At 44.4% G+C, this 14,148-nt stretch carries 9 protein-coding genes; 2 read left to right on the top strand and 7 right to left on the bottom strand.

Features of this window, described 5'->3' with window-relative positions; translation table 11 throughout:
* The first annotated feature begins 219 nt into the window (after window positions 1–219).
* Window positions 220–4,341, top strand: coding sequence for a hypothetical protein (locus tag FRZ06_04120; protein QOX62588.1), 4,122 nt, complete (start codon window positions 220–222; stop codon window positions 4,339–4,341).
* A gap of 313 nt (window positions 4,342–4,654) precedes the next feature.
* On the opposite strand, the gene FRZ06_04115 is transcribed toward FRZ06_04120, so the two are convergent.
* The 5 genes from FRZ06_04115 to FRZ06_04095 form a co-directional block, all read right to left on the bottom strand.
* A complete protein-coding gene (locus FRZ06_04115; protein ID QOX62587.1) occupies window positions 4,655–4,927 on the bottom strand; it encodes a transposase in 273 nt (90 codons plus the stop codon).
* Complete coding sequence (locus tag FRZ06_04110; protein QOX62586.1) at window positions 4,878–5,837, bottom strand: ISL3 family transposase; 960 nt, start codon at window positions 5,835–5,837, stop codon at window positions 4,878–4,880. Before FRZ06_04110 ends, FRZ06_04115 begins: the two co-directional genes overlap by 50 nt.
* Before the next feature lie 204 nt (window positions 5,838–6,041).
* Entirely contained in the window at window positions 6,042–7,184 is a 1,143-nt protein-coding gene (gene rpoD / locus FRZ06_04105; protein ID QOX62585.1) for an RNA polymerase sigma factor RpoD, read from the bottom strand.
* A 9-nt stretch (window positions 7,185–7,193) separates the two neighbouring features.
* Complete coding sequence (locus tag FRZ06_04100) at window positions 7,194–9,002, bottom strand: DNA primase (protein QOX62584.1); 1,809 nt, start codon at window positions 9,000–9,002, stop codon at window positions 7,194–7,196.
* Between the two features lie 224 nt (window positions 9,003–9,226).
* A complete protein-coding gene (locus tag FRZ06_04095; GenBank protein QOX62583.1) occupies window positions 9,227–10,243 on the bottom strand; it encodes a deoxyguanosinetriphosphate triphosphohydrolase in 1,017 nt (338 codons plus the stop codon).
* Window positions 10,244–10,658: 415 nt separating this feature from the next.
* On the opposite strand from FRZ06_04095, the gene FRZ06_04090 reads away from it, so the two are divergent.
* Window positions 10,659–12,005, top strand: a complete 1,347-nt coding sequence (locus FRZ06_04090; protein ID QOX62582.1) for an aspartate aminotransferase family protein — start codon at window positions 10,659–10,661, stop codon at window positions 12,003–12,005.
* A 130-nt stretch (window positions 12,006–12,135) separates the two neighbouring features.
* Here FRZ06_04090 and FRZ06_04085 read toward each other — a convergent pair whose 3' ends face one another.
* Both FRZ06_04085 and FRZ06_04080 read right to left on the bottom strand, forming a co-directional pair.
* Window positions 12,136–13,452, bottom strand: coding sequence for a catalase (locus tag FRZ06_04085; GenBank protein ID QOX62581.1), 1,317 nt, complete (start codon window positions 13,450–13,452; stop codon window positions 12,136–12,138).
* Window positions 13,453–13,703: 251 nt separating this feature from the next.
* Window positions 13,704–14,138, bottom strand: coding sequence for a dUTP diphosphatase (locus tag FRZ06_04080; protein QOX62580.1), 435 nt, complete (start codon window positions 14,136–14,138; stop codon window positions 13,704–13,706).
* Window positions 14,139–14,148: the final 10 nt, after the last annotated feature.

The raw sequence follows: 14,148 nt of genomic DNA, 5'->3' as shown, positions 1-14,148 counted from the left end.
TAAATTTTCTTAATACTAAAGAACGAAATGATGGACAAGATGTCTACCCACTCATGCGATTGAGCTAATCCAAGACTTTTAATCGCTTCATCAAAATTTCAATGAATGGAGCGATTATAAAAAACTCGTCTGTGCGAAATTTAATCGAAAGCTGAGGTGATGAAAAAGAATTTATACCAAGCGCACAAGGTATCTTATTATGAAAGGAAGTGTGTTTTTATGTCAAGACGCAAAAGGTTTTTATCTGTTTTAACTGCCTTATGCATGCTATTGACCCTATTTCCAACCAGTGTCTTCGCAAAGAGCAAGAATGATGATACGTTTTTAATGGAGCTGAAGACAGTTGAAGTTACGTCCTGGATGGGTACAAGCAAGGTCTCCTACCTGAATGCCCAGGGGTTTAGTGTATTCCTGAATAATACGAATTTTGATCGCACCTTCGGCGACCAAAAATGTGCAGGAATGGAGATGATTCTCCATGGAGAACGGATTGCCACGGACGGCGATATCCGTCTGCTGCCAACCCCTGAGCAGTGGGATGCGTGTCCCACCTCGTCCTCTCATGGAGCGGATGAGTCATCAGGCACCCTCTATAACAATGGAGCCTTTGACGATTTCAATTTCAAATATACGACAGTAGTCACACCAGAACCGGGTGGCTTCAAAGTCAGTGTAAATCTGGACAGCCCTCTGCCTGAAAGGCTGGTAGGCCGAGCCGGTTTTAACCTTGAATTTCTTCCATCCATCTACAGAAATAAGACTTACTCTGTAGACGATGGCGAAACCACCGGGGTGATTCCCTCAACTCCCAGTTCGCCTATGGTGGAGATGACTGTGCCAAGCGACGACCCGCTAAAGAGAAACACCTGGCAAAAGCAATGGGATCTGGACAGGGGCGATTATCAGCCGCTTCCTTTGGTCACCGGATCCAATATCACCCTTGCTCCTGAAGATGAGCTTCACCGTGTCAATATAACATCGGATAATGGAACGCTGTCTCTATACGACGGACGAACGAAGGCCCAAAACGGCTGGTTTGTGCTGCGTACCCTAATACCCGCAGACCAGACCGGAGAAGTGGTGACATGGCACATCCGTCCGAATCTGATGCCGAATTGGACCCGTGAGCCTGTGGTAACATACAGTCAAGTCGGATATGCGATCAATCATGTGAAAACTGCAGTGATTGAGCTCGATCCCCTTTACAACGCTCCTCAGAACGCCGAAGTTGTACGCCTAAACGCGAATGGTTCTTATGAAACGGTATATGAGGGCCCTCTGGCTGATCCCATACCCTTTACAAGGTATCACTATCAGACATTCTACTTCACACCAGTGAATGAGCCTGGTACATATGCAATTCGATATGATGGAAATCTAACAGATTCCTTCCAAATTGCCGATAATGTATACAGCAACACCTGGCAAGACAGCCTGGTCTGCTTCCTTGCAGAACAGATGGATCACGCCAAAGTTCGTGATGGTTACCTGATCCGGCATGGCCTCTCGCACATGGATGATGCCCGCCAAGCGCCCGCCGGTTTAACGCTCTTCGACGGCTGGTCCATGGGAGCAAACAAGAACTCTCCATATGCGGACGGTGAACACATTCCCGGACTAAATGTGGGCGGATTTTATGATGCTGGTGACTTTGATATTCAGACCGGTAGCAATATATCAATTATTCAAGACTTAGTCAACGCCTACAAGGGCTTCGATCTGGAATATGATAACCTCACCGTAGATCAAGCGTCCCGCGATGTGGAAATGCATCGACCGGACGGAATTCCAGATGCGCTGCAGCTCACGAAACATGGTGTCCTTCAGATTCTTGCACAAATCGATACGGTTGGACATACCTTCAATGTTTTGGAGGTGCCAACGCTGCGTCAGTACACGCATCTGGGTGACGGCGCAACGGAAACCGACGGTAAAATCTACTCGCCAAACTCTGCCTTGGCTGAATCAGATGCCAGGTATTCCAATATTCCCGATGACCGTTGGGCGGTGACTTCATCAAATCTGGATTCCAGCGCCTACGCCGCTCTGGCAGCGTCAGCATGGGCACTCAAAGACTGGGACAAAGCTCTGTCGGATAAGTGTCTGACTTATGCGCAGAAAATTTGGAAGGAACAACCCCACACTGGTACCAGTGGAAGACTCTCAGGTGAGTGGAATGCTGCAATTTATCTGATGCTGGCAACTTACGGAGATGCTTCTCAGGCGGAAGCATATGAAGGATACAAAGCGCGGATTAAAGAACTGACTCCAGTGATGTTTACTTCCGCCAACGTTGCAAGTGCGTCCTTAGCTACGTTCATTCTTCCTTACATGGACGATGCCTTCAAAGAAGCCTATCAGTCAGCAGCAGCAGCTTATGTTGCCTCTTATGATACGTCGATGGCCTCTACTCCGTATGGCATCGCAACCATGGCCCCCGGCAACATGTGGGGCGGCTCACAGGGCGTATGCACAACAGGTGTGAATATGTACTTCCTTCACAAGGCGTTCCCCGAAACCATAAGCGGGGAATATACTCTTCGTGCGGCAAACTACATCCTTGGCATGCATCCAGTTAACAGCACGTCTTGGGTCGCCGGTGTCGGCAAGAACTCAAAGACATGGACTTACAGCAACAACCGTGCTTATGAGACTAATATCCCCGGTGGTATTCTTCCAGGTTATGTCGTAATCAGCCCGGATTTCCCGGAATGCATTGATAACTTTGGGATGCTGTGGTTTGAGCATGAAACCTGTACTGCAGATGTATCAAAATGGATCGTTGCAGCCCTTGGCGCATCGGCAGTTGCCGAATCAAATACCGGGGTACTGACCTTTCCGGTGAACTTCACTGTAACGGACGGCACCAACAAAATTGAAGGAGCAGAATTATCTGTGTATCAGATAAACCCGGATACACGTGCTATTGACCAGATAAGTCCTGACACAAATGCTGCGGAACCCATTGATTCGGATGAAAATGCTGCAGATTCAATCAATTCGGATACAGATACTGCAGATTCGATCAATTCCGATGCAGATACAATCTACCGGGTGAGATCAGACACAGCTGTGATCGTACATAAGACCAACTCCAATGGAGAAGCATTATTTAACCTTCAATCGGGGAACTACGCTTATCAAGTAACAAAGGCTGGTTATGATTCTGCTTTCGGCACCATTGCTGTATCAAGTGATGAAAGCTCATGGAAAAAAACAATCACTCTGGAGCGTAATAGTGAAATCGTTGCACAGCCCACCGCAAATCCACCCGCAGGAACATACAAGCGCGCGCAAAGCGTATCGTTATCCACTTCAACTTCGGATGCCAGAATTTACTATACACTGGATGACTCAGCGCCAAGCATCTCCAGCACATTGTATGATGGCGAAATTACCATCAATAAGAGTACGGTAATAAAAGCATTTGCGGTTAAGGATGGTTACGTGAACAGCGATATCGCAACATTTGCTTATACCATTTCCTCGGGCGGCTCTTCGGGCGGCTCTTCCGGCGGAAGCTCCTCAATACAAAAGGCATCCACTCCGGCGGCTAGCCCTGCAGGCGGCACTTATACGAGTGCGCAGAGTGTTCAATTATCAACTTCAACGGTAGGTGCCAGCATATATTACACTACAGATGGATCAATCCCAACAAGCGCAAGTACGCTTTATAACGGAGCGATATCTGTGAGCAAATCAATGCAAATTAAAGCGATCGCAATAAAAAGCGGTTATACAAACAGCAGCGTTGCCACATTTAATTATACGATCAACAATGCATCCCCAACGTTCAGCGATGTCTCAGCACATTGGGCCCTGCCATTTATCACCGCTGCGGTCAAAGCAGGATATGTGTCGGGCTATTCTGACGGTACCTTTCAGCCAGAAGCCTATGTAACCAGAGCTCAATTTGTAAAAATGATTGTAGTCGCATTTGGTTTTACGGGAAGCAGCGATACGACATTTGTCGATAGTACAGGCCATTGGGCACTGCCCCAGATCGGCACAGCGGCTTTTAATGATTTGGTCACGGGAGTTACAAAATCTAACGGAACTTATTTCCTTCCTGATGACAAAATCAACCGAGAGCAAGTGGCCGCAATCTTGTACCGCGCCGCTTCAAAACGTGGAATTTCACTTCCCGAAACAGCTCCCGCTATAGCCTTCGCCGATCAAAGCAGCATCAGCAGCTATGCGGCACCCGCAGTAGCTGCAATGCAAAAATCCGGTATTGTCAGCGGGAGCTTATCGAACGGGAAAACAGTTTTCGCCCCGCAAGGCTATGCCACAAGAGCGCAGGCTGTCAAAATGATTCAGGGACTTTTGGAATTGCATTAATCGGACAATCAATTAACGTTCTGCGCTGCTGCTCCTTATTAAGAGCAGCAGCGCAATTTACTTGGTTTTTTCAGCTCACCCGAGAGGTGTTTCAATAAAAAAGTACACAGCTACGGTTTCAAAAAAGGCTCTATGTCAAATGTTGTGGTAGAGCTCTCAAGTAAAATAAAAAATAAGTAAAAATGTGTTTCAATCCAGCGAAGGTCAATCCATCGCTGGATTGTTTTATGGGAACTAGTTGGTAAGGGCATAACAAAACAAGCCATATTGTAGGTAGGCCAGGAATTGGAACAGTCGAAATGATTCATTTTAATCAGGCTGCCATCATATGAAGGATTCGATTGCGAAAGCGGCTAAAATTTCGGACTCCGTAACAGTTTCGCTTCAAGACTTTGATCCGATTATTGCAGCCTTCCGTAAATCCGTTTGTATATCCCAGGCTAAAGGCTCGGAGTATGTAGGGCTGCCATTTGTTGATGATATCAAAGCATTTCTGAAACTCCTCTAGTTTTGCAACTCCTGCACATAGATTCCAGTTACTCAGATTCTTTTGCTTCGTAGATATCTTTGCTGTCCATAAATACATAAAAGTTTTCTTTCAACCAGTACGCTTTGCGGAGTTTCTCGGATACCGCCAGCATATTTTCAAGCTGCTGGCACTGCTCTTCGTTGAGCTTTTCCTGCCGAGATAGAAGTAGCCAGCGGCTTTTCTTGAAGTATTTACGTCGTTCATCACTGAATTTCTTTTGCTCGGATTTTCTCACGTTTTCTAGCGCCCATGTCACATACCGGCAAACGTGGAACTTGTCCGTGATTACACTGGCCTCTGGAAAACAGAGCGTCATAACATCTCGGAATTGAAGGCTCATATCCATCACTAGATATTGAACCTGTTTGCGCTTTTCCAGAGGAAACTGAAGGAAGTAGGCGATCAAATCATCGCTTTTCTTGGAAGGAAGAATATCTAGGACCTTATGCTTTACAGGATCAGTGAGAATGCACTGAAATTTGCGCCCACCTGCGTTCCCCTTGAATTCATCGATAGAAAGAACCCTTGGCAACTTTGGAAGCGGATATGATACTCTATCGAAGATTCTTATCGCTGTTCCAGTAGAAATGCCGTTCCTTTTTGCGATAGATGCAGTGGATTGTTCACAGCTGTAATCATGCAATACTTTAGAGGTTAGTCGTTTTGTATTCCGCTGATATCGTGCAAGAAACGATAACCTTTCCTGAAAGACAGTTCCACAGTGAGGGCAGTAATATCTGCGCTTTCGCACATGGAGCAGGCAGTGCAGCCCTTGTAACGGCAGGTCCTTTACAAGCTGTTCGCGGTAGGAATGCGTTCTCTTCGTTCCATGACGGCAGACCGGGCAAACCTGCATCTGAAGTCTAGATTCCAGCCACACATGAATCTGATTGTTAAAATTCTCGACTCTGGTTACAATTACATCTTTTAATCCCAGCAAGTCTGCTGTACAATTTGGGTAGAGCATAAGCTAATCTCCTTTCGAAATGGTGTGTGGTAACTTCATTCTACTTGAGATCTGCTTTATGCTCTATCTTTTTTGCAAAAAACAAAATGCTGTGGCATTTTAATTTCTAAAACACCACAACATTTATTATAGAGCCTCAAAAAACCATGATGTGTACTTTTTGCTATCGTGAAATGATTCTACAAAACCAAGAAAACGTGTTGACTATTCCAAATAATCCTTTAATTTCTTGCTTCTGCTTGGATGCCGCAGCTTTCTAAGTGCCTTCGCCTCGATCTGCCGGATTCGTTCTCTGGTGACGTCAAACCGTCTGCCTACTTCCTCCAGCGTTCTCGCACGTCCGTCGTCCAGACCAAATCTGAGCTTCAGTACCTTCTGCTCTCTGTCGGTCAGGGTGTCGAGCACTTCAACAAGCTGCTCTTTCAGCATGGAAAAAGCCGCAGCTTCTGCCGGTGCCGGAACATCATCGTCAGGAATAAAGTCGCCCAGGTGGCTGTCTTCTTCCTCTCCGATTGGTGTTTCAAGAGAGACAGGTTCCTGTGCAATCTTCAGTATTTCCCGAACCTTTTCCTCGGAAATATCCATCTCGGCAGCAATTTCTTCCGGAGTGGGTTCTCTCCCATACTCCTGAAGCAGCTGTCTTGAGATACGAATCAGTTTGTTGATGGTTTCCACCATATGCACCGGAATACGAATGGTTCTTGCCTGATCCGCTATGGATCTGGTAATGGCCTGTCTTATCCACCAGGTAGCATATGTACTGAATTTATATCCTTTTCTCCAGTCAAATTTGTCTACCGCTTTAATTAATCCTAAATTTCCCTCCTGGATCAGATCCAGGAACAGCATGCCTCTTCCGACGTAACGTTTAGCAATGCTTACTACCAATCTGAGGTTGGCTTCGCAGAGTCGTTTTTTTGCCTCGTCGTCCCCCTGTTCCATGAGCTTCGCAAGGTCGATTTCCTCTTCTGCCGAAAGAAGCGGAACCTTTCCGATTTCTTTCAGGTACATTCTAACGGGGTCATCAACTGCGATTCCCTTTGGCAGCGTTGCCTCAAGATCGATTTCGCCACCCTCAAGATTTATGTCATCCAATGAGACATCCACGTCTTCTTCGTGTTCCAGAGCAATGATCTCAAAATCGTCAGGATCAACCTCGGATACGATCTCAATACCCATGGAAATCAAGGAATCGTAAAGATCGTCCATTTGATCCTTATCCATATCAATATTCTCCAGGTAATCTGAAATTTCTCTATATGATATGGAACCTTTACTTTTTGCCTTCTCCAATAATTCGTTTACATATTCAAATTTTTTATCTTCATGTCCTTCTTCATAGCTCATGCAAACCACCTACCTTCTGTTGTTTTTTTCTTTCTGAATCTCAATCAGTTCTATTGTCAGGGTTTCGATTTTATCCCGATCTTTCTCGTCATCCAAAATAGACATAATCTGAATAATTTCCTTTTCCCGTTTTTTCAGATGGGACGTATGAATCCGATAAACACAATCCTGGAAGACCTGATCCTCCTTGTCCGCAAACTGAATGTTTTCAATAATATCATGAAGCAGACGACTATCTTCCTCTTCCAGACTATCTTCAAGCTTCTTAATGTCGATCTCTTCATCATCTTTATATACAGATAAAATCAATTCATAGATTTTATATGCTGATGGACTTCTAAATATTTCTTCATAGGGTTTTATCTTTCTGACAAAACTGCTTTTTTGCAGCATCAGTTTAATCAGATATCGCTCAATCATGGTTCCGGTTCCAGCGGTTCTCACGGCAGTTTGCTGATTTCTCATCGGCTCACGAACCGTTATAATATTAGGATTCCTTCCATGATCGCTATTATTATTGCCATTAATTTCTAGTCTTATAGCCCCCTCAGAAATTTTTGTTTCCCTGGCAATTTTTTTGATATAAATATCTGCTTCTACCGGGCTTAATTCCCGTAAAATCTTCGCTGTTTCCTGCAAAAACTCAACGCTTCCCTCAGTAGTATTCATATCCAGCCGCTGCTTTAAGATATGAATTTTGTAATCAGCAAAAGACATCGCATCATGAACCAATTTCAGGAACTCGTCCTTCCCATTCTTTTTTATAAAATCGTCGGGATCTTTTCCGTCTGTCACATGAAGCACCTTGACTTTGCAGCCGGATTTATGGAGGATATCAAGTCCACGCAGTGCCGCAGCCTGTCCAGCTGCATCTGCATCATAAGACAGAATCACATTGTCGGTATACCGTTTCAGCATAGCTGCTTGATTTTCTGTCAGCGCTGTCCCAAGAGATGCCGATACATTTCGGATTCCGTGCTGGTACAGTGAAATCACATCCATATAACCTTCAACAAGAATTACATAATTTTCTTTATTTATATCCTGTCTTGTCAAGTTTAATCCGTACAGGTTATTTTTCTTTAAAAATATTGTGGATTCTGGTGAATTCAGGTATTTGGGCGTACCGTCACCAAGAATTCTGCCACCGAATCCAATAATTTTACCCCGCGTATTGATAATTGGAAAGATTACTCTGTTCCGATACTTATCATAGTAGCGATCCTTGGAATTGGATATCAGGCCCAGCTCCAAAAGTGTCTTTGGATCTGCTCCTTTGCTCAAAAAATATTGATACAGGCTGTCCCATTCCGCATCAGCGTAACCGATGCCAAATTTTCTTAAAGTAGCCGCATCAAGACCTCTTTTTGCCATGTATTCCAGTCCCGGATTTGATCCTTTTGCGAATGCCCTATAAAAATACGCGGCAGCTTCACGATTAATTTCATATAATGCTGCTCTTTCCTTCTCAGCATGAAAGCCAGCGCTTTTGATTTCGATTCCGTATTCATCAGCCAGTTTTTCCACTGAACCGTGGAAATCAAGATTATTATACTTTTGAACGAATTCGATCACATCACCGGTAGCTCCGCAGCCAAAACAGGTAAAGATTTGTTTTGCTTCAGAAACAACAAAAGAAGGTGTCTTTTCATTGTGAAAAGGACAGACGCCTTTATAATTGAGTCCTGCTTTTTTCAGAACCACATGGCGACCGATCACATCGACAATATTACACCTGCTTTTTATTTCGTCAACGATGTTATCATTGAATCCCGCACCCACTTTTATCCCCGCTTTTAAGTCACTGTAACTTGTAATTTCAAAAAAACCACAAAGTAATACTTATATATATTCGACAAAAGTAGCGACATTCCTTTTTTTATTATGAAAATATTTTATAAATAATGGAGTGTGAAGATCCTGTAATTTTCAAAGGCGGCTTCTAATGTTGGAATAAGGACGTATCCCCTAAGTAAAACAATATTCGTCAGGGTTCGTCAGTATTAATGATACATTTTTATATTTCCATATAAAGGAACTATTTAGCGCCAGCCTTTGGGAACGAACAGCTCATGAAACAGATTCAGCGCATACCGATCTGTCATCCCTGCAATATGATCCTTAACGACTTCATCCACTCCGAATTCATCAATCATGTCCCGGCGCTCCTCAGGTAATGCCTGTATATTGCTTTCATAATAGTTATATAGACTGAAAATCATATTTTTAATTTTATCCAGCTCTTCATCCTTTTTAACGATCCGGCTGTGATAAACATTTTCAAACATGTAATTTCTCAGCTTATCCATATAAAATCGGCATTCCTCACTCATGACAATCCGGTCCTTTCCAGCACTGTTGCGAATCAGATCCAGCACCAGAGTATTGATTCTAGCCCTGTGATCACGCCCCAGCACGTCAACGCAGTCCTTGGGAAGTCCGGATTCCTGAATTACGCCGCTGCGCACCGCATCGTCAATATCATGATTAATGTATGCGATTCGGTCACTGATTTTGACAATCTGCCCCTCCATGGTTACTGGTACCGCACTTCCAGTATGATTCAAGATTCCATCCCTGACTTCAAACGTCAGGTTCATTCCCCTTCCCTGTCTTCGGCTGCTGGATTCCAGCACCTCAACCACTCTCAAACTTTGCACATTATGCTTGAACCCTCCAGGATGCCTTTCATTCAGAAAATTCTCTCCGTTATGGCCAAAGGGAGTATGCCCAAGGTCGTGACCCATAGCGATAGCTTCTGTCAGATCTTCATTTAAAGCGAGTGCTCTGGCTATGGTTCTGGCTATCTGTGATACTTCCAGCGTATGGGTAAGTCGTGTCCGAAAATGATCACCCTCCGGTGCCAAAAACACCTGAGTCTTATGCATCAGTCTGCGAAAAGGCTTTGAATGGACGATTCGATCCCTGTCCCTTAGATAATCCGTCCTCACATCGCACTTCGCTTCTTCATACTGCCGCCCTTTTGTTTCGGCAGCTTTCGCAGCAAAAGGTGACAACATATCATATTCTCTTTTTTCAAGATCTTCTCTTAATATCATGGAACCCTCCAAACAGGAACTTATCTTTCAAGCTTCAGCAAAAGCTCCTAAAAACCGAACAAATAATTTATCTTATTTTACCTTTCATCGATATTTTAGTAAAGACAATTTCCTTTTTCTTGAAGCAAAAATTACAATTACATAATTGTCAATCTTAATAATTATGTTTTCATATTTGACAGAAAATAATTCATGCGTACGATACTAAGTCTTCAAAGCCACCCTTGAATCTACAGGATTACAAGAGTTTTTAAAATTGCATAAAAAAATGGCACAACTATTGCTTAATAAAATTACAGTGGTAAAACCAGAGCAGAGCATCAGTCAGAACGCTGACTGCCGATGAGATGATGTTTGATGATAAATTACGCCACAGCCGTTATCAAAAGTATTATGGTAGGAAAGGATTAATCCAATGATTCATAAGGAAAAATTAAAAGAACAATATGAGAAGGAGCTTCAGCTCTTTGAGAAATCCCATCCAAAATCAAAGGAACTTTATGAAAGAGCAAAGGGAAGCCTGCTTCAGGGTGTTCCCATGAATTGGATGGTCAAATGGGCCGGTAGTTATCCGGTATGCGTTGCCAGCGCCAAAGGTGCTCATTTTCAGGATGTAGACGGTAATGACTATATCGACTTTTGTCTGGGCGATACCGGCTCCATGGTAGGTCATGCTCCGGAGGCTTCCGTCAAGGCAATTACTGAATATGTAAAACAAGGAACCACTTTTATGCTTCCGACAGAAGATGCCATCTGGTGCGGTGAAGAGCTTTCCAGAAGGTTTGGGATGAAATACTGGCAATTCTCAACAAGCGCAACAGATGCAAACCGCTTTGCGTTACGGCTTGCAAGGCAGGTTACCAAAAAACCTATGATCATCGCGTACAATTGGTGTTACCACGGTACGGTTGATGAGACCGTAGCCATCATGGATGAAAACGGAAATACCGTCGCCAAACCTGGCAATCTGGGGCCGCAGGTAGATCCGGGGAAAACAACCAGAATCATCGAATGGAATGACATTCCCGCTTTGGAAGAAGCTCTGAAAAAAGGTGATGTTGCTGCCGTACTGGCTGAGCCTGTTATGACCAATTGTGGTATCGTTCATCCCGAGCCCGGTTATCACGATGCGCTGAGAGAACTGACCAGGAAATACGGCGCCGTTCTCATCATTGACGAAACCCATACCATCTGCACCGGTGTAGGCGGCTATACCAAGGCTTACAATTTGCAGCCGGATATTGTAGTAGTCGGAAAAACCATCGCATCGGGGATCCCTTGTGCGGCTTATGGATTCTCACAGGAGCTTGGTGATCGCGTAGCTGAGGCAATTCCCTATGAACTGTGTGATATCGGCGGCATCGGAGGAACATTGGCTGCAAATGCTCTGAGCATGCATGCAATGAAAGCCACACTCAGTGAAGTTCTGACTGAAGATTTTTATGCGAGAAACATCCCCCTTGCAACTAAGTTCAACGAAGGAGTCCAAAGCGTCATCAATGAATTTGATCTTCCGTGGAACACGACCCAATTAGGCTGCAGAACAGAATATTGGTTCCGAAAAGAGCCTGCTAAGAATGGTGGAGAAGCAGAGGCTGCCGTGGATTTCGAACTGGACCAATATATGCATCTTGCCTCCTTGAATAGAGGGATATTAATGACTCCCTTCCACAACATGGCTCTGATTACTGCAGTGACCACGGAAGAAGACATTGACAAACATACGGCTGTCTTTCGTGAGATTGTCCAAAATATTCTCTAAAGAATCAGTAGAAAATAATCAAAGGGCCCAGACCGGGCCCTTTTTGACTATAGCAGCCCTTTTGAAGGATCCTGTAAGTTCCAATTTTCATGCCATCTCAGCTTAAAATCCATTTTCTTGCCATTTCGGCTTAAAAATCAAGTCCTCTTGCGATCCTGGCTCCAAAATCCGCATCCGCTTGTGTAAAATATCCAACTACCTTTTCTTGAATGTCATCCTCAACAAACATCAAATGATCCAAAATGTTATCAACGAGACGATCTCTCTCCTTAAGAGACAGTGAACGATAACGCTCACCCGCCTGGATAAAGTCGTCCCCCTTGGGACTTGGACCTCGATCAACAGAGCCCTCAATGGCAAGCGGCGGGTAAAGTGCCCTTCGTTCAAGGGCGGCATAATTTACCGCAAATTTTGTTTGGTTCACAAGAATCTGATCAAAGTCGCTGCCCAGCCTATGTCTGTTGGCCTCCAAAGAGGCGAAGATACTGCCCTGTAGCAAACGATCAAAGGAAAATTCTATGCCGTGAACGATGTTTGCCGGGGAAAACGCAACCTTCTCCACCTCTTCGTAATAATCTTCAGGAGCTTTTGCGAGCGTCATCTTCCCCACTTTCATGAGAGGCACTTTTTCTTCCGGCCACAATTTTGTCGCATCAAGGATGTCAAAGTCATACTGATTCTGCTTTTCATAGGGAATAAGCTGCACGTTCAGCTCGTATTCGGTCAATTCACCGCTTTCCAAAGAATCGCTGAGATCTCTGGCTGCTGCATCCGGATCAAAACCTGCCAGAAACTCTGCCTCCTGCCTTGAAATATTCTTTATTCCACGCAAGGGCTTCCAGTGATAACGAACAAATTGACGCATGCCGCTTTCGGACACCCAGATGTAAGTATTCATGCTATAACCTTCCATATGACGATAACTTTTCAATGTCCCGTTATCGGAAAAAAGCCATGTTGCCATATGGGTAGCTTCGGGTGTTTCCGAAATATATTTCCAAAACCGTGCAGGCTCGGTCAGGTTTGTTTTCGGCGATGGTTTGAGTGCGTGCATGAGCTCGGGAAATTGCATTGCATCACGAATAAAAAAGACAGGAAGACTGGTGCATATCATATCGTAGTTTCCTTCAGTCGTATAGAACTTCGTCGCAAAACCTCTCACATCACGCAGCGTGTCAGCCGAGCCTTTTGAGCCAGTCATCGTTGAAAACCTGACGAATACGGGGATTTTCTTTTCGGGATTCTGAAGAAATGCCGCCGAGGTAAAGTCACTCATCGGCATGTATACTCTGAAGTAACCATGTGCGCCCGCTCCCTTTGCAAAGACCACCCTCTCCGGTATGTTCCCCCTCACGAAGCGGGACAACTTGCCAATGAGCTGAATGTCCTGCAACAGCACAGGCCCGTTTTTGCCCGCCGTTAATGAGCTCTCCTCCTTGTTCATCATGTCAACCTCCTAGTTTTAATACTACAGTATATGAAACAAGTGGCCAATAAGTCAAATGCTCAGAGCACTTTCCTGATGAGAATTGCAGAAACAAAAAATACCTGTTCCAGTGAGGGCAATTCAATGGAACAGGCTTATATTTTTTAACTTAAATTACAATAAATCAGTTAGTCAATCCTGAGGTGAATTCGATAATCAGTTAGTCAATCCGGAGCTGAATCAGATAATCGGTTATTTAATCATCAGCTGAATTAGATGCCAGTTGAGCCGAAGCCGTTTTCACCTCTTACGGTTTCGCCCAGTTCTTCTGTTTCTTCGAATTCAACAGTAAGAAATGGGATTACCACCAGCTGGGCGATTCGGTCATTGGGATTTATGGTTTGATTCTCCGCCGAATCATTATATAAGGCAACGATCAGCTCTCCCCGGTAATCACTGTCAACACAACCAACACAGTTACTTGGACGCAAACCCTGTTTTGAAGCAAGACCGCTTCTTGCGAATACTCCGCCAAAATATCCTGCCGGAATCGCAACAGACAAGCCTGTGCCGATTTTCACTGTCGTTTGAGCCGGAATTACCAGCGGCGAATCCAAATTTGCAAACAGGTCATAACCTGCTGCATACTCACTCCCTCTGGATGGAATGATCGCTGTTTCCCTCAGTTTTTTTATCTCTACTTTCAAAGAAATTCTC

Source organism: Clostridiales bacterium, from assembly GCA_015243575.1.
Lineage (GTDB): Bacteria > Bacillota > Clostridia > Peptostreptococcales > Anaerovoracaceae > Anoxybacterium > Anoxybacterium hadale.
The sequence above is the reverse complement of the archived record's forward strand: the minus strand, read 5'-3'. Positions and strand labels throughout refer to the sequence as shown.